This is a genomic window from Arthrobacter sp. StoSoilB20 (assembly GCF_019977295.1).
Taxonomy (GTDB): Bacteria; Actinomycetota; Actinomycetes; order Actinomycetales; family Micrococcaceae; genus Arthrobacter; species Arthrobacter nicotinovorans_A.
Genome location: NZ_AP024651.1, coordinates 2,851,327 through 2,875,341, shown reverse-complemented (window position 1 = coordinate 2,875,341; position 24,015 = coordinate 2,851,327). Strand labels below are relative to the sequence as shown.

The following is a 24,015-nucleotide window of genomic DNA, read 5'->3' as shown; positions in this document are numbered from 1 at the left end:
TTATGAGAAGGTAGGGGTGTGAACGATTTCCTACCCATAATTCTGTCCATTCTCGCTGCCCTTGTGGTGGTCGGCGGACTCGTACCGGTTCTCCTGAAGGCCCGGAAGTCGGGGGCGAAGTACCCCGGCACCCGAGATGCCAACGACCCCCCGCAGTCCTCGGCAGCAGGCGGCGGAACCCTGGTGGAGGACCGCCCGGACGCGGTTAAGGCCCCGGCTCCAACCTTTGACGGAACCGTTGAGGGGGCCGATGTCCCGGACGACGCCGCCGGGCTCGAAACCATCGCCATTGATACGCCCGCGCCGGTGGAGGGCCGCCTGACCCGCCTGCGTGCCCGCCTGGTCAAGTCCAACAGCATCCTGGGCAAGGGCCTCCTTGCGCTGCTCTCGGGCGACAAGATCGATGAAAACGTGTGGGACGAGGTCGAAGAGACCCTCCTGCTGGCCGACCTCGGCACCGAACCCACCCTGCAACTGGTGGACGCCCTGCGTGAGCGCGTCAAGGTCCTCGGCACCCGCAGCCCCGAAGACGTCAAGGCGATGCTCCGCGAGGAGCTCATCAAGCTGGTGGATCCTTCCATGGATCGTTCCCTGAACGTCCAGCGCAAGGGCGACCGCCCCGCCGTCGTTCTGGTTGTTGGCGTCAACGGCGTGGGCAAGACCACCACGGTGGGCAAGCTGGCACGGGTGTTGGTGGCCGAAGACAAGGATGTCCTGCTGGGTGCCGCTGATACGTTCAGGGCAGCAGCGGCCGAGCAGTTGGCAACCTGGGGCCAGCGCGTTGGCGTGCCCACGGTGAAGTCCGACATCGACGGCGCCGACCCCGCCTCCGTGGCCTACGAAGCGGTGAAGGCCGGCATCGATCAGGAAGTCGACGTCGTGATGGTCGATACCGCCGGACGCTTGCAGAACAAGACCGGCCTGATGGATGAGCTCGGCAAGGTCAAACGGGTTATTGAGAAGCTGGCCGAGGTTGATGAAGTCCTGCTGGTCCTGGACGCCACCACCGGGCAGAACGGTCTCAACCAGGCCCGTGTCTTTGCCGAAGTAGTGAACATCACCGGCATCGTGCTGACCAAGCTCGACGGAACCGCCAAGGGCGGCATCGTAGTGGCCATCCAGAAATCACTGGGCGTGCCCGTCAAACTCATCGGCCTGGGTGAAGGACCGGATGACCTGGCGCCGTTTGACGCCGAAAGCTTCGTGGACGCACTGCTCAACTAGCACGCCCCAGTCCTGCGCATTGCGCTGGCCGGCAGCAGTGGTTCTCCCCGACAACCCGGGAGGGCCGTTGCTGCCGGTCAGTTTTTTGCTTTAAGGGGCTCCCGTGCCGGCAACCACGCCGCAGAGGCGAGCAGGAGGACGCCACCTGTGATGCCAAATGCCCAGCCATAACCCAGTCGGTCGGCGAGCAAGCCGGCTGCGACCGGCCCGATAATGGCCCCGGTGTCCGCCGCCATCTGAAAGACTGCCAGTACCTTGCCGCCCGAGCGCCCCCGGCCAATGACGTCGGCGACGGCGGCCTGCTGGGCCGGGCCCAGCACGCCGGACCCGAACCCCGCCACCGCCGAGGCAACCAGGAATCCGGTCAGGTCAGTGGTAAGCCCGATGACACCGGTGGCCACGCCGGTGATGACCAGACCCGGGATCAGCAATGGCTTGCGCCCCCAGGCGTCGGCCAAACGCCCGGAAAAAGTCAGCGCCAGGGCGTTGCCGACGGCAAAGATGGCCAGTGCCCACGCTGCCGTTTCGGGTTTGGACTGCAGGACAGCAACCGCGAACAGCGGAATGGTGGCCATACGGACGCCGAACGTCACCCAGCCGTTGCTGAAACTCGAGAACACTGCCGCACGGTAAGCGGAGTCGGAGAGGGCTTCCTTAAGGGTCATGGCCGGCGCCGGTTGTGTATCTTCCGCGGCGTTCCCTTCGCCGCTGAGCATTGTCCGGACCACCAAAGCGGCCACGAGGAGGGCCCCTGCGTAGGCCAGGAAAGGGACACGGAGCCCGAAGCCTGCCAGAAGTCCGCCCACGACCGGTCCCAGCACACTGCCGATCAGAAACGCCGAGGCGTACGCGCCGGAGACCCGGCCCCGCCTTTCGGGGGGTGCGAGGCGGATGAGCAGGCCCATGGCCGCGACAGTAAACATGACCGACCCGGCCCCGCCGAGGCCCCTGAAGACCAACAGTTGCCAGTAATCCTGGGCAAACGCGCACGCCGCTGTGGACACCGCCACAATCAGCAACCCGGACACGTAGACATTACGTTCCCCGAAACGTCCGATCAGGGCGCCGCCCGCCGGAGCAAACACCAGGCGCATGAACGCGAAAATGCTCACGATCACAGCGGCTGCGGTAGCGCCGACGTCGAAGGTGGTGGCAAATTGCGGCAGTACGGGCGCCACCAGTCCAAAGCCGAGGGCGATCAGGAAAGCTGCGGCCAACATCACCTTGATATCGCGGGTCAAGGGCTCTTTCTCCTGCCGGATCCTTGGAGCTTTGACGGATCTGGGCGACTCGGTCATACGGGGTGGGTCCTTGCGGGTAGTGAAGGTCAATGGAGGGACGGAGGGTCAAGAACGGGTATTTTCCTGAGAAGTCCGACGCCTGAAACATATCCGTAACACCGGAGATATGCACCATTTACGTTGGGGAGGTTGTTGTAACCGGCGCGCAATATAAAACCTGCGCAGGTGAAACACGGCGGCACAAAACTCTTAAGCAGGACGCAAACGGCGTCAGGACAGCGGTTGAACCGCAGATCTAGCAAGAGAGGAACGTGCACCATGGAACTTACCGCAGGTCACGTATGGGTCATGGTGGCGGCGGCGCTTGTGCTGTTCATGACACCTGGTCTGGCATTTTTCTACGGCGGCATGACACGCGCCAAAGCAGCCTTGAACATGATGATGATGAGCTTCATCTCCATCGGCATCGTTGGGGTTGTCTGGGTGCTGTGGGGCGCCTCGATGAGCTCCGGTGAAGGCTTCCTGGAAATCGTGGGCAACCCGTTCGCTTCCTTCGGCCTCATGGGAGTTGAAACCACTCCGGACGCCATGATCAAGATCGGCTATGCAGCCACCTTCGCCATCATCACCGTTGCCCTCATCAGCGGCGCGATCGCTGACCGGGCCAAGTTCGGTGCCTGGAGCATCTTCGTTCCGGTCTGGGTCACCCTGGTTTACTGCCCGCTGGCCTACATGGTCTGGGGCGGTGGGCTCTTCGGCCCGGAAGGCGCGATCGGCAAGGCCCTCGGCCCGGCCATTGACTTCGCCGGCGGCACCGTTGTGCACATCAACGCAGGTGTAGCCGCACTGGTCCTGGTCCTCATCATCGGCAACCGCCGCGGCTTCGGCAAGGACCCGAACCACCGCCCGCACAACATCCCGTTCGTGATGCTCGGCGCTGCAATCCTCTGGTTCGGCTGGTTCGGATTCAACGGCGGTGCAGCAACAACCGCCGAACAGGCGGGCCTTATCTGGATCAACACCCTGGCAGCCCCTGCAGCAGCCATGATCGGCTGGCTCATCACCGAACGCATCCGTGACGGCCACCCGACCTCCCTTGGCGCAGCATCGGGTGTAGTAGCCGGCCTGGTAGCAATCACCCCGGCCTGCGCCAACGTTGACCCCATCGGCGCCCTCGGCCTCGGTGTTGTCGCCGGCGTTGCCTCAGCCCTGGCAGTTGGCCTGAAGTTCCGTTGGGGCTTCGATGACTCCTTGGATGTTGTGGGCGTCCACCTCGTCTCCGGCATCATCGGCACCGTGGCACTGGGCTTCATCGCCAAGTCCACTGACGGAGTCGGCGGCGGCCTCTTCTACGGCGGCGGCTGGACCCAGATGTGGGCACAGCTCGCAGCAGCCGGCATCGCCATTGCCTACTCGGCCATCATGACGGCCATCATCGCCTTTGCCATCCACAAGACCATGGGCTTCCGGGTCTCAACGGAACAGGAGAACGTTGGCGTAGACCTCAGCCTCCACGCAGAGACGGCCTACGAATTCGGAGTCAACGGCCACGGCGGCAGCTTCCAGCCGCTGCACAACGCAGTTATCGGAAAATCGGAGACCGCTGCGGCCAAGACCCCCGCAGAAGGCAAGGAGAGTGTCCAGGCATGAAGCTCATTACAGCGATCGTCCGTCCCGAAAAGCTTGAAGCAGTCCGGGAAGGCCTCGAATCATATGGGGTCCAGGGCCTGACGGTCAGCGCGGCCAGCGGCTACGGCCGCCAGCGGGGATACACCGAGGTGTATCGCGGAGCCGAATACAACGTGGACTTGCTGCCCAAAATCCGCATTGAAGTCCTCGCCACGGACGAGCAAGCAGATGACATCCTTGATGTCCTGATCGCCAGCTCGAACACCGGACGTGCCGGTGACGGCAAGGTCTGGACCGTGGATGTCTACGAAGCAGTCCGGGTCAGGACCGGGGAGCGCGGCGCGGCCGCAATCTAAGTCCCTCGCGAACAAGATCCTGAGCCGAACACAGCGGGCCGGGTACCAGTCAAGGTACCCGGCCCGCTGTTTTGTTCTCTTTGTCCCGGCTTTACTCCACGACGGCGGTGGGCCAGGCCGCCGGACCCGCGCCGCCGGCGTCGTACTCTTCCAACGGGACGTCACCGGCCTCCCAGGCGCGAAGAACCGGCTCGATGATCCGCCAGCAGTCCTCTGCCGTATCCCCGCGGACCGACAGGAGGGGATCGCCGTTGAGAATGCCTTCCAGCACTTCCCCGTACGGCAACATTCCGGCTGCATTGAGTTCTGTCACAAGGCTGGCACGGTCCAGTGTGAAGATGTCGCCGGGGCCGTTGACGTCCACGTCCAGCTGGAGCACGTCGGGACCGAATCCAATCCGCAGCTGGTTGGGGGAGTCCACGCCGGAGAATCCCCGGGGCAGGTGGGGCACCGGGCGGAAGGTGATGACGGCCTCCTTGCGCCGGCGTCCCATTGCCTTGCCGGAGCGGAGAATGAAAGGGACCCCCTGCCAGCGCCAATTGTCTATTTCCACCCGGACTTCAGCCAGGGTTTCAGTGTTGCGGGCAGGATCCACGCCGTCCTCGGCAGCGTAGTCCGGCACGCTTCGTTCCCCAAGGGTTCCGGCCGTGTACCGCGCCCGCCGCGTGGTGTCCGCGAAGGGTGCCTTGATGCTGCTGGCCCGCAGGACCGTTGCCACGGCGTCGCGCAGGTCCCGCTCCTCGATGGTTGCGGGTGCGTCTATGGCCAGGAAGGCCATGATGTGCAGGAGGTGGCTCTGGATCATGTCCCGGAGCGCGCCGGCGGTGTCGTAGTAGCGCGCACGTCCTTCCAGGGCCAGGTCCTCGTCGAAGACGATCTCCACTTTCTCGATGTGTTCGCGGTTCCACACCGGCTCCAGGAACCGGTTGGCGAATCGAAGGCCCAGGATGTTCAGCACCGTGGCTTTGCCCAGGAAGTGGTCAACCCTGTGGATGTGGTCCTCCGGGACCAGGGCCGCCAGCGTCTTGTTCAACTCGTGCGCGGATTCGGTACCCGAACCAAACGGTTTTTCCATCACCAGGCGCGTACCGGCGGGGATTTGTTCCCGGCGGAGTACCTCGCACGCTTTCTGGCTGATGTGCGGAGGCAGGGCGAAGTAGATGGCGATGGGACCCTCCAGGGTCGCCAGGAGCTCCGCCAGGGGCCCGTCCGCCGTGACATCAAGCTGGTGGTACTCGGTGGCGCCGGCCACGGTTTCCAGTGCCCCGCGGCCGGCATCGTTTGCCGTGCCTGCGGCTGCTGCGAAAGCCCCGCTGACCCGCTCCCGCCACTGTTCAGGAGTCCACGGATCCGAGCCCGCGCCCACCAGTCGCAATCCCGGGGCCCTGCCGGAGGCCAGCAGGCCGGCCAGGCCGGGCAGCAAAAGCCTGCCTGTGAGGTCCCCGGACGCGCCGAGGATGAGCAACGTTTTTACAGTTGTTTTACTGGTCACTGTGCCAGCATGCCATCTTGCAGGTCCGACTTGGTACCCTAGATAGTCGAGTCCCCTAGTCGATTCAGATTTGTTGGGTTGAGACATGTTTGCTGGGGGCAATCGTCAAGACTCTGGTGTGCCGCATTGGCCGCCATTAGAAGACCATCGAAAGAAGTGCACGGCGCGTGTTCAATTCACTCTCTGACCGGTTGACAGCAACCTTCAAGAACCTTCGTGGCAAGGGGCGCCTCACCGAGGCTGATGTTGATGCCACAGTCCGGGAGATCCGCCGCGCCCTGCTGGACGCGGACGTTGCAGTGTCCGTGGTCCGTGAGTTCACCGGCCGCGTTCGCGAGCGTGCCCTGGGCGCCGAAGTTTCGGGTGCCCTGAACCCGAGCCAGCAGATCGTGAAGATCGTCAACGAGGAACTCGTGGAGATCCTCGGTGGTGAGACCCGCCGCATCCGCCTGGCCAAGACCGGACCCACCATCATCATGCTTGCCGGCCTTCAAGGTGCAGGCAAGACCACCCTCGCCGGTAAGCTGTCCAAATGGCTCAAGGCCCAGGGCCACAGCCCCATGCTGGTCGCTTGCGACCTCCAGCGTCCCAACGCCGTCACGCAGCTCCAAGTGGTTGGCCAACGCGCGGGCGTCCCCGTGTTCGCTCCCCATCCCGGTGCCACCTCCGAGCTGGAGCACCCTGCCGGTGACCCCGTCGCCGTCGCGAAGGCCGGTGTTGAGGAAGCGCGCCAGAAGCTGCACGACGTCGTGATCGTTGACACCGCCGGCCGCCTTGGCGTCGATGCCGAAATGATGGACCAGGCCCGCCGCATCCGTCAGGCGATCATCCCCAACGAAGTTCTCTTCGTGATCGACTCCATGATCGGCCAGGACGCTGTCAACACGGCGATGGCGTTCGATGAAGGCGTCAACTTCACTGGCATTGTGCTTTCCAAGCTCGACGGCGACGCCCGCGGTGGCGCCGCGCTGTCCGTTGCGTCCGTCACCGGTAAGCCCGTCATGTTCGCCTCCACGGGCGAAGGCCTGGACGACTTTGAGCTCTTCCACCCCGACCGGATGGCTTCGCGCATCCTGGACATGGGTGACGTTCTGACCTTGATCGAACAGGCCGAGAAGGCTTGGGACAAGGATGAAGCCGCACGGATGGCGAAGAAGTTCGCCGACCAGGAAGACTTCACCCTGGATGACTTCCTCGCCCAGATGCAGCAGATCCGCAACATGGGCTCCATGAAGAAGATGCTCATGATGATGCCGGGTGCGCAGAACATCCGCCAGCAGCTGGAGAACTTCGATGAGAAGGAAATCGACCGCGTCGAGGCGATCGTCCGGTCCATGACGCCGCACGAGCGTGTTGCTCCCAAGATCATCAACGGCTCACGCCGTGCCCGTATTGCCAAGGGTTCAGGCGTCCACGTCTCCGAGGTCAACGGCTTGCTGGAGCGCTTTGCCCAGGCCCAGAAGATGATGAAGAAGCTGGCCCAGGGTGGCGGCATGCCTGGAATGCCCGGAATGCCTGGCCTTGGAGGTCCGGGCGGAGGCCGCAAGGGAGGCAAGAACGCGCCCAAGAAGAAAGCCCGCTCCGGCAACCCGGCCAAGGCTGCCCAGGAATTGCGTGATGCCGAAGCCAAGCGCGCCAACGCAGCCTCGGCGGCACCCTCCGGTGCAGCTTTTGGCCAGGGTGCGGCCGACTTCGACCCCTCATCGCTCAACCTTCCCAAGGGCTTCGAGAAGTTCCTCGGCAAATAGGCCGTGGCCGGCATCCCAACCGCGTCCGCAGTTGGGATGTCAGGGCCGTGGAATAGGCTGAACCAATGCATAAGCAGCGCGTAGTCTTCGTTCACGGCCTGGGCAGCTTCGGTGCTGCTGCATGGCCGAAACTGCACGGCATGGCCCTGGCTTATGACGCGCTTTTCCTGCGCCGGCACGGCTTTGACGCCGTAGCCGAGCCCGTGGAATCGAGCGTTGCCGCGGACGTGGCCATTGTCATCAACGCCCTTGCGGATTCGAGGGGCGGCCATGTGGTGGCGCACGAGCAAGGTGCCATCTCTGCCATGTTGGCAGCGATCGAACGTCCGGACCTGGTGCATTCGCTGGCCTTGGTGGAGCCTGCTTGCCTTTCCCTGACGGCCGAGCTCCCAGCCACAGCTTCCCACCGTGCCCTCATGGAACCGCTGTTCGATGTGCGGGACCAGCTCAACGACGCCGATTACCAGCGTGAGTATTACCGCCGGGCGTTCTCTGCCGAAACCGGGGGATTGGACTCTCCCGAAGCACGGCGTTCGGCCCGCAGGCTCAGGCTCCAGGCTCCGCCGTGGGAAGCGCCGCTGCACATTGTGCCCGGTGTTCCCACCCTGGTCCTCACGGGTGGATGGGAGCCTCTTTATGAGGAAATTGCCGGTTATCTCCAGGAAACCGGCGCCCTCCGCCGCGTCGCAGCGGGAGGACACCGGCCCCAGGACTCAGTGGACGGAGATCACATCATCCGTTCCTTTGTTGCCGACGTCGGACGGGCCCTGTCAATCCAGGCTTCCTGAGCCGGCCTTGACGGTGGCCTTGCTTCCCGGTACCTGAGGTTCCGGCAAATAGACCTTTCCGCCCGAGGCCAGGAATTCCTCGCTCTTGCCGCGCATCCCGCTGTACATTTCGGCGATCGCTTCCTGGGCCTTGGCCGATCCGTATTCGTCGCGAATGTCCTGGCTGATGCGCATGGAGCAGAACTTGGGGCCGCACATGGAGCAGAAATGGGCTGTCTTGGCCGGTTCTGCCGGCAGCGTTTCGTCGTGGAAGGCTTCAGCCGTTACGGGGTCCAGCGAAAGGGCGAACTGGTCGCGCCAACGGAACTCGAACCGTGCCTTGGACAGGGCATCGTCGCGCTCATGGGCGCCGGGGTGTCCCTTCGCGAGGTCCGCGGCATGGGCTGCGATCTTATACGTAATGACGCCGGTCTTGACGTCGTCTTTGTTCGGGAGGCCCAGATGCTCCTTGGGAGTGACGTAGCAGAGCATGGCGGTGCCGTACCGGGCGATCTCGGTGGCTCCGATGGCCGAGGTGATGTGGTCATAGCCAGGAGCGACATCGGTGACCAGCGGCCCCAGCGTGTAGAACGGGGCACCTTTGCACAGTTCCTGCTGCCGTTCCACGTTCTCCCTGACCAAGTGGAACGGCACGTGTCCCGGTCCTTCCACCATGACCTGGACATCGAACTCCCATGCGCGCTGCGTGAGTTCGGCAAGGGTGTCCAGCTCGGCAAACTGGGCGGCGTCGTTGGCGTCGGCGGTTGCGCCCGGACGCAGGCCGTCACCCAGGGAGAAGGCGACGTCGTATCGGGCGAAGATTTCGCAGAGCTCGTCAAAATGCGTGTAGAGGAAGTTTTCCTGATGGTGCGCCAGGCACCAGCCGGCCATGATGGAGCCGCCGCGTGAGACGATCCCCGTGACCCGGTTGGCCGTCAGCGGGACGTAGCGCAACAGCACCCCGGCGTGGATGGTCATGTAGTCCACGCCCTGCTCGCATTGTTCTATGACCGTGTCACGGAAAATCTCCCACGTCAGCTTGTTGGCTTCGCCATTGACCTTCTCCAGCGCCTGGTAAATAGGGACGGTTCCGATCGGAACAGGGGAGTTGCGGATGATCCATTCACGGGTGGTGTGGATGTCATCGCCGGTGGAGAGGTCCATGACGGTATCGGCGCCCCATTGAGTGGCCCACTGCAGCTTGTCCACTTCCTCGGCAATGGAGCTTGTCACGGCAGAGTTGCCGATGTTGGCGTTGATCTTCACAAGGAAGGCTTTGCCGATGATCATCGGCTCGGACTCGGGATGGTTGATGTTGCTGGGAATGATTGCCCGGCCCGCTGCGACCTCGCTGCGGACCAGCTCAACGTCACAGTTCTCCCGCAACGCGACGAACTGCATCTCCGGGGTCACCATTCCCTGCCTGGCATAGTGCATCTGTGTCACGGTTTTACCCTCGACGGCGCGTCGCGGCTCGGGTTTGGCACCCTTCCATTCCGCTGTTGCTTCCCCGCGACGAACCGCAGACCTGCCGTCGTCGAGCAGGTTGCGTTGCCGTCCGCGATAGGCCTCGGTGTCGCCTCGGCGTTCGATCCAGGCTGCCCGGAATGGTTCCAGCCCCATCACCGGATCGCTGCCCGGTCCCGCCGTGCGGTACACCTGGAACGGCTCGTTGGCATCGCCGTTGGGAGAGGGTTCCAGGGCGATTTCCGTCACGGGAACCCGGATTCCATTCTCCGGGTCCTCACGGTAGGCAAGGGAGTGGGATTTCAATGATTGGGTCACGGATTCCGGCGTGATTGCTCCGGTGCTGGATGGAATATCGTCCGTGCTGGACGGGTTTTGGGCAGGGCTGTGCTGTGTACTGGTGGTGCTCAATGGACTGCTCACTTCCTTCGCCGGCATTACCCGGACAGGTTCAACGGTCGCAGACTGCCTCAGTCCGATCTCAGCCCCTGCAAGGGCTCCCGTGTGGTCGTAGACGAAGCTACCACAGCTCCCAACGGGCCCGCAGTCACATGAGCATCCCAGCTCCGAAGGCGCTGCTGCGGACTAGGCTTTTCCCATGGCCACCATCGAATTTTCCGGACCCGTGCTCGTCTCAAGCAGCGAGGAACGCCACGGAATGTGGTCCGTGGACGGCACTTTGACCTTTGTGCGCCCTGCGAAGGCGCCGGACCGCGTCCTGGATGGCTGGGTCCTGCCCGGCTTTGTTGACGCCCACTGCCATATCGGTTTGGGCGTGGGCGGCGCCGTTGACGAGCAGGCCACTCTTGCCCAGGCCCAAGCTGACCTCGACGCCGGGACGCTGCTGATCAGGGACGCCGGATCACCCAGTGACACCCGCTGGGTCCAGCAGCGTGCGGACTTGCCCCGCCTTATCCGGGCCGGCCGCCACATTGCCCGTAGCCGGCGTTATCTCCGGGGCCTGGGTCATGAAATTGATCCCGGTGACCTCGTGGAGACAGTTCGGAAGGAAGCCCGCGACGGCGATGGCTGGGTGAAACTGGTAGGGGACTGGATCGATCGCGGCGTGGGAGATCTTGCTGCTTCATTCCCTGCCGCAGTGGTCAGGGATGCGATCTCCGCCGCCCACGATGAGGGTGCCAGGGTGACGGCCCATTGCTTTGCCGAGGACACGATCGATGACATGTTGGACGCCAACATCGATTGCATCGAGCACGCAACGGGCCTGCTTCCGCGGCACCTTCCCCGTTTGGTGGAGCAGTCGGTGCCGATCGTTCCCACCCTGGTCAACATCGCCACGTTTCCCGACATCGCCGCACAGGCTGCGCCGAAGTTTCCCCACTATGCAGACCACATGGTCCGTCTGTGGGAGCGGCGGCGCGAGCGGGTGCTTGAAGCCTTTGAGTCCGGAGTGGAAATTTACGCGGGCACAGACGCCGGCAGCGTGATCAAGCACGGCAGGATCGCCGATGAGATGAAAGAGCTGCACGACGCCGGCCTGCCGCCGGAGGCGGTGCTGGACGCTGCAGCGTGGCGTGCCCGGGCGTGGCTGGGAGAGGACGGTATCAGCGAAGGGGCCAGTGCCGACGTCGTGCTGTGTTCGGAGGATCCGAGGCAGGACCTGCAGACCGTCGCCAACCTCTCGCACATCGTCCTTCGCGGTTCTGTAGTCCGTTAGGAATAAATTGAAGCTTCAAGTAATTTAGTCTATGTAAGGTGTCGACGAGCGGCGCCGCGGACCAGGGAGCTTTACATTGACCACACCACTGAGCCAGGATCTTCTGCCGGCCGAACTCACCATGGGCACCGTGATGCTCAAGGTAGGTGACATGAAGGTCATGAGTGACTACTACCAACGGGCCCTCGGCCTGGAAATCGTGGCCGAGCAGGACGGCGGGCTCTACCTCGGGCGCGTCGGAAAGCCTGTGGTCCACCTTGCGCCGGCGTCGGGCCTCCGGATTCCAAGCCGCGGGGAAGCCGGTCTTTTCCACACGGCCATTCTGTTCCAGGACCAGCCGTCCCTGGCGGCAACGATTGCAACCGCCGCCGAATATGAGCCCCGCGCCTTTGCCGGCAGCGCCGACCACTTGGTCAGCGAAGCGTTCTACTTCACCGATCCCGAGGGCAACGGCATTGAGCTGTACTACGACAAGCCCCGCGAATCCTGGCAGTGGGATGGCAAGAACGTGGTGATGGACAACGTGGCCCTGCCGCCGCAGAGGTTCCTGCAACAGCACCTCAACGAAGCTGCAGTCACCGGCCAACACCAGGCGGCGGCGGGAATCGGACACGTCCATTTGCAGGTGGGCGACGTCGGCACTGCACGGAAGTTCTACGTGGAGACCCTCGGGTTTGAGCAGACCGCAGGCTGGCATGGGCAGGCGCTGTTCGTCTCCGCCGGTGGCTACCACCACCACATGGCGATGAATGTCTGGAACAGCCGTGGCGCCGGACCCCGGAAGGACACGCTCGGCCTCGGTGAAGTACTCATAGAGGTTCCTGGCGCAGACGACATCGCTTCCCTTGCGGATCGACTCAAAACCGCCGGGGTGCAGAACCATCACACCGGCGCCGAGCTTCGCTTCGAAGATCCTTGGCGGAACAAGCTGCGGGTAGCGGTCCGCTAAGCTGCGGCGCGCGTGCTGCACTAGGCTGGACGGTGATGGCGCGGAACCGTTCGGGTTGCGTGCCGCCGCCCCGTCAGCACGAAGGAATGAGAGTACTTTCCATGGGCTTTGCCGAAATCTTTGTAGCCACCCACGATGAAGCACTCAAGAGGGCAGCCGCCCTGGACAAGGGCGCGGATGTCACCGGCCCTGCCGTAAGGATCGAGGGCATTACCGACTTCGAAGTGGAGCAGTTGGGAGACCTGGCCGGCCAGGCAGTCCACGCAGCCGGTGCCGACTACGAACTCGCGCTGGTTGACGTCACCAGCGATGCCCTCCTGGGCGTTCCTGAGGCCATGGTGACGGCGCTGGCCGAACTGCTCACCTATGAGAGCGAAGGCGACGCAAACGTCCTCGACGACGTTGCTGCCGCCTGGGCCGCCCAGGACGATATGCCTTTCGACGCCGCCCAGTCCCGCCAGTACGTCCAGCAGTTGGCTGCCTTGGCAACCGACGTTGAAAAGGTGGAGCGTTCCGGGCTCTACGTCTGGTCCGAATAGCCGCGGGCGCGGGTCCGGGCGTGCCCTTGCTTGCACTGCAGGTGGGCAACAACACACCGGCCCGCGGGGCGTAAGTCGTATTTGCTCCGGGCATCTGGCACAATAGACAGGTACTCGATCGGTGCGGCCCCTCTCTCCGTGCTCGTATCTTGTCCTTCGAACCGTCCAGTATGGCCCGCCCCACGGGTGCAGAACGTCGGGTTCACCTCGTTTCAGAAACAGGAGTGACCACAAAAGTGGCCGTAAAGATTCGCCTTAAGCGCTTCGGTAAGATGCGCGCACCGTACTACCGCATTGTCGTCATGGATGCCCGCGCCAAGCGCGATGGCCGTGCCATTGAAGAAATCGGCAAGTACCACCCCACCGAAGAGCCGTCGTACATCGAGGTCGCTTCCGAGCGCGCCCAGTACTGGCTTTCCGTTGGCGCCCAGCCGACCGAGCAGGTTGCCGCGATCCTCAAGATCACCGGTGACTGGCAGAAGTTCAAGGGCCTCCCGGGCCAGGAAGGCACCCTGAAGACCAAAGCTCCGAAGGAAGCCTTCGTAGCACCGGAGAAGGGTTCCGTCATCATTCCGGAAGCCATCACCAAGAAGGCCAAGAAGGACGAAGCGGAAGCTCCGGCCGAGGCTGAAGCAGAGACCACCGAGGCTGAGTAAGTTGCTGGCAGAAGCGCTCGAGCACTTGGTCCGTGGGATCGTTGACAGCCCTGAGGATGTCAAGGTCAGTGCCAAGAACAACCGCCGCGGGGAATCCCTTGAGGTGCGTGTTCACCAGGAGGACCTCGGACGGGTGATCGGCCGCCAAGGACGGACCGCACGTGCATTGCGCACTGTGGTTGCGGCCTTGGCTGGTGGCGAGCAGGTCAGGGTCGACGTCGTCGACACCGACCGTCGCCGGTAACGCGCTCAGCACTGCTTGTCTTAAGTCCGGCCCCTTCACCGAATATGGTGGAGGGGCCGGATTGCTTTATCCACCATTTCACAACCGTGGCTGCCCGGCGGCGCGGGCACAACAAGAATTCAGAGGAACCCATGCAGCTCCAGGTGGCACGGATCGGCAAACCCCACGGTATCCGCGGCGAGGTGACCGTACAGGTACTTACCGACACACCGGCTGAGCGCTTCGTACCAGGAACCGAGTTCATCGTGGAGCCTGCCTCGGCGGGCCCCTTGACCATCCGCAGTGCCCGGTGGAACAAGGACATCCTGCTGTTGGGTTTCGATGAGATTGCGGACCGCAATGCGGCCGAAGTCATCCGTGGTGCCAAGCTCTTCATCGAAACCGAAGAACTTGAGGATGAAGACGACGACGAAGGCTGGTACGAGCACGAACTCGTTGGCCTCGATGCACGGGTCGGTTCACAGGTAGTCGGCAAGGTTGCGGCCCTGAACACCATGCCGGTCCAGGACCTGTTGATGGTCAAGACGGACGATGGCAAGGAAATACTGGTCCCCTTCGTCGAGGAAATCGTGCCGGAGGTCAACGTTGAGGACGGCTACATCCTGATCACTCCGCCTGACGGGCTCTTTGAAGTCAATGATGACAACGCCGGAGAGCCCGCGGACGGCGCAGGGGATGAATCCTGAATGAGGATTGATGTTGTCAGCATCTTCCCGGAATACCTCGCTCCGCTGGAGCTCTCCCTCATAGGGAAGGCCCGCCAGGACGGTCTGCTCGAGCTCAACGTCCATGATTTGCGTGCCTTCACCACCGACAAGCACCGGACTGTGGATGACACGCCCTATGGCGGCGGAGCCGGAATGGTGATGAAGCCTGAGCCGTGGGCCCAGGCCCTTGAATCGGTGGCAGGGGCCAGTGAAGGCTCCAAGCCGGTTCTGATTGTTCCCTCGCCGGCGGGGGAGAGGTTCAACCAGGCGCTGGCCTATGAGTTGGCCGAGGAAGAGCAGCTCGTCTTCGCCTGCGGGCGCTATGAAGGAATCGACGAGCGGGTCATCGACTGGGCGCAGGACCACTTCACTGTCAGGCCGGTCAGCCTGGGCGACTACGTGCTCAACGGTGGTGAAGTGGCCGTGCTGGCCATGGTCGAGGCCATCGGCCGGCTCCTGCCCGGAGTGGTGGGCAACCCGGAATCCCTGGTTGAGGAGTCCCATTCCGATGGCTTGTTGGAGTACCCCGTGTATACCAAGCCTTCGGCGTGGCGTGACCATGACGTCCCTGCCATCCTGCTCAGCGGCAACCACGGAAAGATCGCCCAGTGGCGGCGCCACGAGCAATTCCGGCGGACGGCAGAGCGCCGTCCGGACCTTTTGGAAGAGTTCGACGCCGGTGCGTTGAGCCGCGCTGACCGCAACGCCCTCGCTGAGCTTGGATACGACGTCATCGAAGGCCGCCTGCGTCCCCGGCCCGGTGGCGACGTTACAAACTGAGGTCCGCTGCCGCCGTCGAACGTTCAGCAGTCCCGGCAGTTGGCCCGACGGCAGCGCATATGGCAGAATTAACCCTTGTGTCTACTGGGCTGACACCTGCCACAGGGGGAGTTCAGCCAACAGTCGGACAACCCGGCGGCGCCAATCAGTGGCGGAGCCGGACACTAAGAAACTTCGGCGGAGATTTCCGGTTGCCTTTTGTGCCCGGGCTTGTCCGCCGTAACCCAAAGTGAATGACCTGTGGCGTTCACCAGGAGTGGATTAATGCATATCCTCGATAGCGTAGATGCAGCCTCGCTGCGTAACGATGTTCCCGAGTTCCGCGCGGGTGACACCCTCAAGGTTCACGTCAACATCATCGAAGGCAAGAACTCCCGTGTCCAGGTATTCCAGGGCTTCGTCCTGGGCCGCCAGGGTGACGGCGTTCGCGAAACCTTCACCGTGCGCAAGGTTTCCTTCGGTGTCGGCGTAGAGCGTACCTTCCCGGTACACTCCCCGATCATCGACAAGATCGAGGTCGTCACCAAGGGTGACGTCCGCCGCGCCAAGCTTTACTACATGCGCGCACTGCGCGGTAAGGCTGCGAAGATCAAGGAAAAGCGCGACTTCGCCAAGTAAGTCCTGCGACTTACCAACGGGTCCAGGATTCGTGCCCGGTAGTTCCGGAGCAATCCGCAACGCAACAGGGATACGAGTCATGGACACAACAGAACGCCAGCCCCGGAAACAGGGCTGGCGTTTTGTTTTCCTGGCACTGGTCCTGGCCATAGCCATCAGTGGACTGGTCCGGTCGCTGTGGCTTGACGTCTACTACATTCCGTCCGAATCCATGGAACCCCTCCTCGGGACGGGGGACAGGATCCTGGTGTCTCGGACAGCTTTCACTTCCGAACCCATCCGCCGCGGTGACATCGTGGTCTTCGACGGCCGCGGCTCGTTCGCTCCGCTGAGCAGTGGACAAGGCCCGTTCGTTGACGCCGTATCTGCCGCGAGCCAGTGGTTCGGGTTGACCGGCAGTGACACCACGTACGTCAAGCGGGTCATCGGAGTTGCAGGAGACCATGTCCAGTGCTGCGATTCAGGCGGCCTCCTCACAGTCAACGGCCAGCCGCTTGAGGAACCCTATGTTTATCCCGGGGATGAAGCCAGTAAGCAGAAATTCGATGTCGTAGTGCCTCAGGGCCGCCTCTGGCTCATGGGTGACCACCGTTCACGTTCTGCCGACTCCCGTGGGCTGCTGGGCGCACCGGGCGGCGGTATGGTTCCTGTGGAACGAGTGATTGGCCGACCGGTCCAGATCATCTGGCCACTTGATAGATTTGCAGAAATGCCTCGCTCTCCGCAGGCCGAAACATCGAAGAACGGACAGTAGATGCCGGACAAAGCTCCAGAGAATCCCGAGCGGTACGACGACGACGCCCGGGCCTCGGACGGAACGGCAAGTACCGCCGGAGTGGCTGGTTCCCGCCTGCCCGATGACGGTTCCAGTGCGAACGCCGAGCCTCCAGTTGCCGCAGCCGGCAGCAACGACGGCAAAGGCGACGCCCCCGGTGGCGCCCACGCGCTGGAGAAGCCCCGCAAAAATCCTGTACTTGTGTGGGTCAAGGAGATCGTCACAGTGGTGGCCATCGCGCTGGTGCTGTCCTTCCTTCTGAAGACGTTCCTTTTCCGGGCGTTCTACATTCCGTCGGAATCCATGGAAAGCACCCTGGATGTCAACGACCGCATCTTCATCAACCTCCTGGTTCCTGAGCCCTTCGCACTGCAACACGGCGACGTCGTGGTGTTCAAGGACTCCCAGAACTGGCTGACGCCGGTTGCCAAAGAGCCTGCCGGCCCCATGGACTGGGTAGGGGATGCCTTGGAGTTCGTGGGTTTGGCGGCCGACAACACCGATCAGCACCTGGTCAAGCGCGTCATCGGTCTTCCCGGGGACCACGTAACTTGCTGCGACGCCCAGGGGCGCGTCAGCGTCAACGGGGTCCCGCTGGAGGAGACCTACATCAATCCGGCCGAGATACCGCAGCCAAACCCTTTCGACATCGTTGTTCCGGAGGGCAAAGTGTGGGTGATGGGCGACAACCGAAACCACTCGGCCGACTCCCGTGCCCACCAGGAGACCAACGGCGGGTTCATTAACATCGAGGACATTGAAGGCCGCGCCACGGTCATAGCCTGGCCCGTCAACCGCTGGACCTACCTCGACAACTTCCCGGACGTCTTCAAGGACGTCCCGGCAGGAACTGCAGGGAAATAATGGCCAGGGCAATCACAGACCCGGAGGGCAAGGCTGCAGGCAAGACCCCTGCCGTGTCCACGGGTTCGGCCGCAGCCGTGCCCACGGGGCGGGCCGGAGCAAGGTCCACGGGCTCGGCCGCAGCCAGGAACAAGGCCAAATCCGGCGGCAAGTCAAAGCCCAAGGCAAAAAGTCCTGTTGGTTTCCCCACCCTCGAGGTGGAGCGATCCTTCCTGTCGCCCGGAGTACGGTTGCTGGCCGGCGTGGATGAGGTGGGGCGTGGAGCCCTTGCCGGACCTGTCAGTGTAGGAATTGCCGTGGTCAACCTTGAGGATCACGGATTGTTGGCCGATGTCCGGGACAGCAAGCTGCTCAAGCCGGAGGACCGTGACAGGTTGGAACCCCTGGTCCGTGATTGGGCCGTTGCGTCGGCAGTGGGTCATGCCTCGTCACGGGAGATTGACGATATTGGCATCATTGCCGCGTTGCGCCTGGCAGGCACGCGTGCCTGGTTGGAGATCCTGGAAGGTGGCATTACTCCCGACGTCGTCCTGCTCGATGGCAGCCACAACTGGTTGTCGCCGGACGTCCAAGCCTCCCTCTTTGATGAGCCCGCGCTCGGGCCGTGGTGCGAGGCCCCTGTGCATACCCGGGTCAAAGCGGATATGAGTTGCCTCAGTGTCGCCGCTGCCAGTGTCCTGGCCAAAGTGGCCCGGGACCGCATCATGGTGGACCTTCACTCCGAGGTCCCTGCCTACGGGTGGAACGAAAACAAGGGATATGCCACCTCCGCCCACAGGGACGTGATCCGGCTGCAAGGGCCCAGCGCTTACCACCGGACCAGTTGGAACCTGACGGGGCCGGAGACCGACTGAGCAAGCCCGCCAAGGTATCGCGCCTGGTCTGGCCGCTGCACGCAGGGCCTCGGTGGCGCGTCCCGGCCGGCAGATAGTGCAAGATGGAACTATGAGCGCCGAGGACCTTGAGAACTATGAAACCGACATGGAGCTGCAGCTCTACCGCGAGTACAGGGATGTTGTCGGGCTGTTCAGCTACGTGGTGGAAACAGAGCGCCGCTTCTACTTGGCCAACCATGTAGACCTTCAGGCACGCAGCGCAGACGGGGAGATCTACTTCGACCTGACCCTGCAGGACGCGTGGGTATGGGACGTCTACCGTTCGGCCCGTTTCGTGAAGAACGTCCGCGTCATTACCTTCAAGGATGTCAACGTTGAAGAACTGCCCCGCAGCGAAGACCTGTCCTTGCCCAAGGATGGCGGGCTGGGTGACCTGGGAGATCTCGGCAACTAGCGTGTGAGCCTTCCTCCACAGCATTGATCCTGGCGGGTTTACCCACATAGCCCCGTGCGCCCCTGCCGTTTGCCGCCCCCAGCCGGAAGGCTGGTAAGCGGAGGTGGTGGTCATGAGATCAAAAGACCTGCTGGGCCGGAATGGCGAAGCTTTGGCGGCCGGTTTCCTGGAAACACAGGGAATGCGGATCGTCGACCGGAACTGGCGATGCCCGGACGGTGAAATTGATATCGTCGCGATCGACGGCGACACCCTGGTGGTGGCGGAAGTAAAAACCCGCCGGAGCCTGGACTACGGACATCCTTTTGAAGCAGTGGGGACTGCCAAGTTGGCCCGGCTCCACCGCTTGGCTTCTGCCTGGTGCCGTGAACATGAGCTGAAGGCACCGCGCAGGCGCGTTGACGTCGTGTCAGTAATTGACAACGGCGAGGACGAACCGGAGCTTGACCACTTGAGGGGTGTGGGCTGAGTGGGCGTGGGTCGCAGCTACTGCGTAGCGCTTGTGGGGCTCAACGGCTACATCGTGGAGGTTGAGGCAGATATTGGCCAGACCCTCCCAAACTTCGTGATTTTGGGGCTTCCCGATGCTGCTTTGAACGAAGCCAAGGAACGAATCCGGTCGGCCGCCCAAAACTCAGGGATCCCCCTGAGCCGGCGTAAGATCACCGCCAACCTCATACCTGCATCCCTCCCGAAACGGGGTTCGGGATTTGATCTCGCCATTGCCATGGCGGTTCTTCGCGCCGCCAATGACGTGCGCTCCATCGGCCGGACGGTCTTCATCGCCGAACTGGGCCTGGATGGCCGCTTGCGGCCCGTCCGCGGCATCCTGCCGGCAGTAATGGCAGCAGTCCAGGCAGGCTATCCCGATGTAGTGGTGGCTGAAGCAAACGCCATGGAGGCTTCCTTGGTCCCCGGCGCCAACGTCCGCGGATACAAGACGCTCGCCAGGCTCGCTTTCGACTTCGGCGCCGACCCCAAAGAGCTGGCTCTGGACTATGATCCCGGGAGCGGCACCCTGCCTGGCGAAGATGAGGACGTCCAAGGCGCCGTCGTGCCGGACCTCTGTGATGTCTCGGGCCAAGGCGAGGCACGCCGCGCGCTTGAGGTCTCTGCCGCCGGTGGCCATCACATGCTGTTGACCGGCCCGCCGGGTGCCGGAAAGACGATGCTGGCTGAGCGCTTGCCGGGGCTGCTCCCGGATCTGGCAGACAACGCTGCCATGGAAGTGACGGCCATCCACTCGTTGGCCGCAGTGCAGTCCTCTGCCGTGCGGTTGGTTCGAAGGCCACCCTTTGAGAATCCGCATCACAGTGCCACACCCGCTGCCATCATTGGTGGTGGATCCGGGCTTCCCCGACCCGGCGCAGCGTCACGGGCGCATCGCGGGGTCTTGTTCCTGGACGAAGCCCCGGAGTTCGAGCGTCGGGTGCTCGATGCCCTCAGGCAACCGCTGGAGAGCGGCGAACTGGTGATTCACCGCTCGGCTGGAACTGCAGCCTACCCTGCCCGTTTCCAGCTCATCCTGGCGGCCAACCCTTGCCCGTGCGGGAAGGCGTCGGGCAAGGGCATGGACTGCACCTGCACCGCCATGATGAGGCGACGCTACTTCGGGAGAATGTCGGGACCGCTGCTGGACCGGGTTGATATCCAGCTTCAGGTTGAACGGGTCTCCTTGGCCGATTTCGGGCAAGCAGGAACAGACGAAGAAGACACACGCACCGTAGCGGCCCGCGTCCTGGCGGCGAGGGCAATCCAGCTGGATCGCTTGCGGTACCTGGGGCTCGAAACCAATTCACAGGTTCCAGGCCGCACTCTGCGGGGTGAGCTGCGGCTGCCGCCGGGGACCACCCGGATCCTGGACACGGCGTTGGAACGAGGAACGCTGACGGCCCGCGGATACGATCGCGTGCTCCGGCTGGCCTGGACGCTGGCAGACCTGGGACATGGCGGAACACCAACTGCCGATCACATCGGCCAAGCGCTGGGGCTGCGGCAAACGGCGGCCGTGACATGAGGGAAATTGAAACGAAAGGAACCAGGCCAATGGCCGTAGTGGCGACGCAGGACAAGGAACGGATTGCCCGGGCAGCGCTCGCCCGGCTCATGGAACCCCAGGACTCTGTGGGCCTTGCCTTGGTGCGGTCTCTCGGTGCGGTTGATGCCCTGGGTGTCGCTACCGGGGAACTGCCGACCGGCCCGGCCTTGGAGAAGGAGATCTCGGCCCTCCTTCTCGAAGCCGGAGGACCATCCACCTGGGCCGGGCTCAAGGCCAGTCTTCGCCGATGGGCGCCACGCATCAAAGACCTTGCCCCGGATCGCGACCTGGAGACAATGCGGCGGCTTGGTGGGCGTTTGATCATTCCCGGCGATGAGCTGTGGCCGGAGCAACTCTCCGATCTCGGTCTCCAGGAGCCGCTCTGCCTCTGGTGGCGGGGCCAGGAGCAGCCGCTGCCCCCTGTTGGTCGAACCATTGCCCTGGTGGGGTCGAGGGACAGTACGAGCTACGGGGCATCGGTCACAGGCGATTTTGCGTACGCCTTGGCCCAGCGTGGCTACACAGTGGTATCCGGTGGTGCCTATGGCATCGATGCCCACGCGCACCGTGGGGCACTCGGTGGTGGGGCAGCCAGCCTGCCCACCATTGCTGTGATGGCCGGCGGTGTGGACCGTTTCTATCCCTCGGGAAATGACGATCTTCTCCGGGCCGTAGCCACCCAAGGCGCTGTTGTCTCGGAAGTGCCGCCGGGATCCGCTCCAACCCGTTACCGCTTCCTGCAGCGCAACAGAATCATCGCAGCCCTGGCATCGGTCACGGTGGTGGTGGAGGCGCGGTGGCGTTCAGGGGCGCTCAATACGGCACATCATGCTGAATCGATCGGCAGAGTTGTTGCGACGGTTCCCGGGTCCATCCACAGTGCGAATTCGGCTGGCTGCCACCGCCTGCTCCGGGAAGGAGGAGCCATCTGCGTCACGGACGCTGGTGAGATCACTGAGCTGGCCGGTGCCATCGGAGAATCCAACAGCGGGGCAGCAGACGTCGAATCAGCCATACACGATGGCTTGTCGCTTGAAGACCTCATCCTCCTGGATGCCCTCCCGCTCCGATCCGCAAGCTCGGTGGAAAAGCTGACGGTGGTTGCCGGCCTGAGCCCGGATGCCGTGCGGGCAGGTCTGGGGCGGCTGGGGCTTATGGGTTTGGCCAGCTCGGAACGGGGTGCCTGGAAAAGGGCTGGAAACACCTAAGCCGTTCCGGAACATCATGTTGATCCGGCCTGTTGGCCCCTGATGCTGGCAAAGTGGGGTAAGTGGACGGACAATCACTGCCAGCATCGATGCTCAGCGCAATGGAGGGCTTTCGCCGATATCTGGAAGGCGAAAGGGCGAGGTCTGCGCACACAGTACGCGCCTACCTTGCCGATGTAGAGAGCCTCCTGGGATTTGCCGTGCAGGAGGGCATCGAAGAGCTCGGCCAAGTGGAATTGGGCTCGCTGCGGCGCTGGCTTGGCGCACAGAGTGAAGCGGGATTGGCAAGGGCCACGTTGGCCCGGCGGGCAGCTACGGCCAGGTCTTTCACCGCGTGGGCATTGCGGGAGGAGCTCATTGCCGTGGACCCCGCGGTCCGTCTTCAGGCACCCAAGCGGGACAAGTCCTTGCCCGGCGTCCTCCAGCAGCAGCAGGTGACCCGGATAGTTGATGACCTTAACGCTGCAGCGGCAGACGGCGGCCCCATGGCAGTGAGAAACAGGGCCATGGTGGAACTCCTCTACGCCACCGGAGTTCGAGTCGGCGAGCTTGCCGGCTTGGATGTCGATGATCTGGACCCTGACCGGCGGACACTCCGGGTTCTGGGCAAGGGAAACAAGGAACGGACTGTCCCCTACGGGGTTCCCGCAGCTGTGGCAATCGATGACTGGCTTCGCCGGGGACGCCCCGCAGTGGTTACCTCTCACAGCGGACCGGCACTCTTTTTGGGAGTGCGGGGAAACCGGGTTGATCCACGCCAGATCCGGGCCGTGGTCAGCGAACTGCTGCAGGCTTTGGGCGACACTTCGGCCACAGGACCGCACGCACTGAGGCACAGCGCAGCTACCCACCTTTTGGATGGGGGAGCGGACCTGCGTGCCGTGCAGGAAATTCTTGGACACAGCAGCCTGGCAACCACGCAGATTTACACTCACGTGTCGGTGGACAGGTTGCGGAAGAGTTACCAGCAAGCGCATCCCAGGGCGTAAGTACGATCGCCGAAGCAGCGCACTGGCGGAAACGGGCGCCGTACGGCAAAATAAGAGCACCACGGGGAAACCTTCAATTCACAGTTGAGGGTTACCCCTGTGCCAAGATCGTCAGTAGTGCTTCACACAATTCAATAGCCTGTCAGGGCCTGCAAGAGTCACTTGGCATCCGGCAGCAACAGCAAACATCCAGGCAGAGGTCGTTGGGGAAGACGTACCTACAGCTATGGAGGATGGAATGTCTGTTGCAACAACCCGCGGTGTCCTGTTTGTGCACTCGGCCCCTACGGCACTCTGCCCGCACGTTGAGTGGGCCATCGGATCGGTCGTAGACAAGCGGACCGATCTTGAGTGGACCCCTCAACCTGCCGCGCCTGGAATGTTCCGGGCAGAGTTGTCGTGGACCGGGACTCCCGGTACCGGGGCGCAGTTGGCATCAGCCCTTCGGGGTTGGGCGCATCTGCGCTACGAGGTAACCGAAGAACCGAGCCAGGGAGTGGACGGAGCCCGTTGGTCCCACACCCCGGAGCTCGGAATTTTCCACGCCGTCACGGATGTCCATGGCAACATCATGGTCACCGAGGACCGCATCCGTTATGCCTACGAATCAGGTGCAGGGGACCCCTCGGCTGTCTACCATGAGTTGTCCCTGGCGCTGGGTGAAGCCTGGGACGAGGAACTTGAACCGTTCCGGCACGCCGCAGAAGGCGCTCCCGTCCGCTGGCTGCACCAGGTCGGCTAGAACGCCGCCGCAGC

25 protein-coding genes and 1 riboswitch are annotated in these 24,015 nt (G+C 63.2%); of the genes, 22 read left to right on the top strand and 3 right to left on the bottom strand.

Going from position 1 to position 24,015, the window contains the following annotated elements:
• Positions 1-18: 18 nt before the first annotated feature.
• Positions 19-1,224, top strand: coding sequence for a signal recognition particle-docking protein FtsY (ftsY, locus tag LDN85_RS13015; protein ID WP_026540254.1), 1,206 nt, complete (start codon positions 19-21; stop codon positions 1,222-1,224).
• Between the two features lie 77 nt (positions 1,225-1,301).
• Here ftsY and LDN85_RS13010 read toward each other — a convergent pair whose 3' ends face one another.
• Positions 1,302-2,522, bottom strand: a complete 1,221-nt coding sequence (locus tag LDN85_RS13010; RefSeq protein ID WP_223943263.1) for an MFS transporter — start codon at positions 2,520-2,522, stop codon at positions 1,302-1,304.
• Positions 2,523-2,783: 261 nt separating this feature from the next.
• On the opposite strand from LDN85_RS13010, the gene LDN85_RS13005 reads away from it, so the two are divergent.
• Together LDN85_RS13005 and LDN85_RS13000 are read left to right on the top strand one after the other, a co-directional pair.
• Entirely contained in the window at positions 2,784-4,115 is a 1,332-nt protein-coding gene (locus tag LDN85_RS13005) for an ammonium transporter (RefSeq protein WP_223943262.1), read from the top strand.
• Complete coding sequence (locus LDN85_RS13000) at positions 4,112-4,450, top strand: P-II family nitrogen regulator (protein ID WP_011775128.1); 339 nt, start codon at positions 4,112-4,114, stop codon at positions 4,448-4,450. The genes LDN85_RS13005 and LDN85_RS13000 overlap by 4 nt, the downstream gene beginning before the upstream one ends.
• Positions 4,451-4,541: 91 nt before the next feature.
• On the opposite strand, the gene LDN85_RS12995 is transcribed toward LDN85_RS13000, so the two are convergent.
• Positions 4,542-5,942, bottom strand: a complete 1,401-nt coding sequence (locus LDN85_RS12995) for a glucose-6-phosphate dehydrogenase (RefSeq protein WP_223943261.1) — start codon at positions 5,940-5,942, stop codon at positions 4,542-4,544.
• 167 nt (positions 5,943-6,109) lie between these two features.
• Between LDN85_RS12995 and ffh the strand changes: the two genes are divergently transcribed.
• Both ffh and LDN85_RS12985 read left to right on the top strand, forming a co-directional pair.
• Positions 6,110-7,690 carry a signal recognition particle protein gene (gene ffh, locus LDN85_RS12990; RefSeq protein WP_091550278.1) on the top strand — a complete coding sequence of 527 codons (1,581 nt, stop codon included), beginning with the start codon at positions 6,110-6,112 and terminating at the stop codon, positions 7,688-7,690.
• Positions 7,691-7,755: 65 nt separating this feature from the next.
• A complete protein-coding gene (locus LDN85_RS12985; protein WP_223943260.1) occupies positions 7,756-8,478 on the top strand; it encodes an alpha/beta hydrolase in 723 nt (240 codons plus the stop codon).
• Here the strand turns inward: LDN85_RS12985 and thiC are convergent.
• Positions 8,461-10,335 (bottom strand): phosphomethylpyrimidine synthase ThiC, encoded by a 1,875-nt coding sequence (thiC, locus tag LDN85_RS12980; RefSeq protein ID WP_026540260.1) that lies wholly within the window; start codon positions 10,333-10,335, stop codon positions 8,461-8,463. The two genes, LDN85_RS12985 and thiC, sit on opposite strands and share 18 nt — an antisense overlap.
• Positions 10,331-10,438, bottom strand: a riboswitch (TPP riboswitch). (Overlaps the previous gene by 5 nt.)
• 84 nt (positions 10,439-10,522) lie before the next feature.
• Between thiC and LDN85_RS12975 the strand changes: the two genes are divergently transcribed.
• The 17 genes from LDN85_RS12975 (at position 10,523) to LDN85_RS12895 (ending at position 24,001) form a co-directional block, all read left to right on the top strand.
• Positions 10,523-11,602, top strand: a complete 1,080-nt coding sequence (locus tag LDN85_RS12975; protein ID WP_026540261.1) for an amidohydrolase family protein — start codon at positions 10,523-10,525, stop codon at positions 11,600-11,602.
• A gap of 121 nt (positions 11,603-11,723) precedes the next feature.
• The gene (locus LDN85_RS12970) at positions 11,724-12,551 is read left to right on the top strand and encodes a VOC family protein (RefSeq protein ID WP_051421479.1); all 828 of its coding nucleotides are present in this window, start codon (positions 11,724-11,726) and stop codon (positions 12,549-12,551) included.
• A 101-nt stretch (positions 12,552-12,652) separates the two neighbouring features.
• Entirely contained in the window at positions 12,653-13,090 is a 438-nt protein-coding gene (locus tag LDN85_RS12965; RefSeq protein ID WP_026540263.1) for a hypothetical protein, read from the top strand.
• 236 nt (positions 13,091-13,326) lie between these two features.
• Positions 13,327-13,746: a 30S ribosomal protein S16 gene (rpsP, locus tag LDN85_RS12960; protein WP_017199647.1), complete on the top strand. Its 420-nt coding sequence runs from the start codon at positions 13,327-13,329 to the stop codon at positions 13,744-13,746.
• 1 nt (position 13,747) lies between these two features.
• Positions 13,748-13,990: an RNA-binding protein gene (locus tag LDN85_RS12955; protein ID WP_011775119.1), complete on the top strand. Its 243-nt coding sequence runs from the start codon at positions 13,748-13,750 to the stop codon at positions 13,988-13,990.
• 131 nt (positions 13,991-14,121) lie between these two features.
• Positions 14,122-14,676, top strand: coding sequence for a ribosome maturation factor RimM (rimM, locus tag LDN85_RS12950; protein WP_026540264.1), 555 nt, complete (start codon positions 14,122-14,124; stop codon positions 14,674-14,676).
• On the top strand, positions 14,677-15,477 hold the full coding sequence (gene trmD / locus LDN85_RS12945; RefSeq protein ID WP_223943259.1) for a tRNA (guanosine(37)-N1)-methyltransferase TrmD: 801 nt from the start codon (positions 14,677-14,679) through the stop codon (positions 15,475-15,477).
• A gap of 264 nt (positions 15,478-15,741) precedes the next feature.
• The gene (rplS, locus tag LDN85_RS12940) at positions 15,742-16,095 is read left to right on the top strand and encodes a 50S ribosomal protein L19 (protein WP_014922079.1); all 354 of its coding nucleotides are present in this window, start codon (positions 15,742-15,744) and stop codon (positions 16,093-16,095) included.
• A 79-nt stretch (positions 16,096-16,174) separates the two neighbouring features.
• Positions 16,175-16,849 carry a signal peptidase I gene (gene lepB, locus LDN85_RS12935; protein ID WP_223943258.1) on the top strand — a complete coding sequence of 225 codons (675 nt, stop codon included), beginning with the start codon at positions 16,175-16,177 and terminating at the stop codon, positions 16,847-16,849.
• A complete protein-coding gene (lepB, locus tag LDN85_RS12930; protein ID WP_223943257.1) occupies positions 16,850-17,734 on the top strand; it encodes a signal peptidase I in 885 nt (294 codons plus the stop codon).
• 197 nt (positions 17,735-17,931) lie between these two features.
• Positions 17,932-18,588: a ribonuclease HII gene (locus tag LDN85_RS12925; RefSeq protein ID WP_223945464.1), complete on the top strand. Its 657-nt coding sequence runs from the start codon at positions 17,932-17,934 to the stop codon at positions 18,586-18,588.
• A 91-nt stretch (positions 18,589-18,679) separates the two neighbouring features.
• Positions 18,680-19,024, top strand: coding sequence for a DUF2469 domain-containing protein (locus LDN85_RS12920; RefSeq protein WP_026540269.1), 345 nt, complete (start codon positions 18,680-18,682; stop codon positions 19,022-19,024).
• 103 nt (positions 19,025-19,127) lie between these two features.
• The gene (locus LDN85_RS12915) at positions 19,128-19,493 is read left to right on the top strand and encodes a YraN family protein (protein WP_175493332.1); all 366 of its coding nucleotides are present in this window, start codon (positions 19,128-19,130) and stop codon (positions 19,491-19,493) included.
• On the top strand, positions 19,494-21,041 hold the full coding sequence (locus tag LDN85_RS12910; protein ID WP_223943256.1) for a YifB family Mg chelatase-like AAA ATPase: 1,548 nt from the start codon (positions 19,494-19,496) through the stop codon (positions 21,039-21,041).
• Positions 21,038-22,270 (top strand): DNA-processing protein DprA, encoded by a 1,233-nt coding sequence (dprA, locus tag LDN85_RS12905; protein ID WP_223943255.1) that lies wholly within the window; start codon positions 21,038-21,040, stop codon positions 22,268-22,270. The genes LDN85_RS12910 and dprA overlap by 4 nt, the downstream gene beginning before the upstream one ends.
• Before the next feature lie 62 nt (positions 22,271-22,332).
• The gene (locus LDN85_RS12900; protein WP_223943254.1) at positions 22,333-23,259 is read left to right on the top strand and encodes a tyrosine recombinase XerC; all 927 of its coding nucleotides are present in this window, start codon (positions 22,333-22,335) and stop codon (positions 23,257-23,259) included.
• Positions 23,260-23,497: 238 nt separating this feature from the next.
• A complete protein-coding gene (locus tag LDN85_RS12895; protein ID WP_026005636.1) occupies positions 23,498-24,001 on the top strand; it encodes a DUF3145 domain-containing protein in 504 nt (167 codons plus the stop codon).
• The last annotated feature ends 14 nt before the right edge of the window (positions 24,002-24,015 follow it).

What these genes read in the sequence shown, in the direction of transcription:
- LDN85_RS13010 (WP_223943263.1), bottom strand. Translation starts at nt 2,522, where the DNA reads ATGACCGAGTCGCCCAGATCCGTCAAAGCTCCAAGGATCCGGCAGGAG.
- LDN85_RS13005 (WP_223943262.1), top strand. Translation starts at nt 2,784, where the DNA reads ATGGAACTTACCGCAGGTCACGTATGGGTCATGGTGGCGGCGGCGCTT.
- LDN85_RS13000 (WP_011775128.1), top strand. Translation starts at nt 4,112, where the DNA reads ATGAAGCTCATTACAGCGATCGTCCGTCCCGAAAAGCTTGAAGCAGTC.
- LDN85_RS12985 (WP_223943260.1), top strand. Translation starts at nt 7,756, where the DNA reads ATGCATAAGCAGCGCGTAGTCTTCGTTCACGGCCTGGGCAGCTTCGGT.
- LDN85_RS12975 (WP_026540261.1), top strand. Translation starts at nt 10,523, where the DNA reads ATGGCCACCATCGAATTTTCCGGACCCGTGCTCGTCTCAAGCAGCGAG.
- LDN85_RS12970 (WP_051421479.1), top strand. Translation starts at nt 11,724, where the DNA reads ATGGGCACCGTGATGCTCAAGGTAGGTGACATGAAGGTCATGAGTGAC.
- LDN85_RS12965 (WP_026540263.1), top strand. Translation starts at nt 12,653, where the DNA reads ATGGGCTTTGCCGAAATCTTTGTAGCCACCCACGATGAAGCACTCAAG.
- rimM (WP_026540264.1), top strand. Translation starts at nt 14,122, where the DNA reads ATGCAGCTCCAGGTGGCACGGATCGGCAAACCCCACGGTATCCGCGGC.
- trmD (WP_223943259.1), top strand. Translation starts at nt 14,677, where the DNA reads ATGAGGATTGATGTTGTCAGCATCTTCCCGGAATACCTCGCTCCGCTG.
- rplS (WP_014922079.1), top strand. Translation starts at nt 15,742, where the DNA reads ATGCATATCCTCGATAGCGTAGATGCAGCCTCGCTGCGTAACGATGTT.
- lepB (WP_223943258.1), top strand. Translation starts at nt 16,175, where the DNA reads ATGGACACAACAGAACGCCAGCCCCGGAAACAGGGCTGGCGTTTTGTT.
- lepB (WP_223943257.1), top strand. Translation starts at nt 16,850, where the DNA reads ATGCCGGACAAAGCTCCAGAGAATCCCGAGCGGTACGACGACGACGCC.
- LDN85_RS12920 (WP_026540269.1), top strand. Translation starts at nt 18,680, where the DNA reads ATGAGCGCCGAGGACCTTGAGAACTATGAAACCGACATGGAGCTGCAG.
- dprA (WP_223943255.1), top strand. Translation starts at nt 21,038, where the DNA reads ATGAGGGAAATTGAAACGAAAGGAACCAGGCCAATGGCCGTAGTGGCG.
- LDN85_RS12895 (WP_026005636.1), top strand. Translation starts at nt 23,498, where the DNA reads ATGTCTGTTGCAACAACCCGCGGTGTCCTGTTTGTGCACTCGGCCCCT.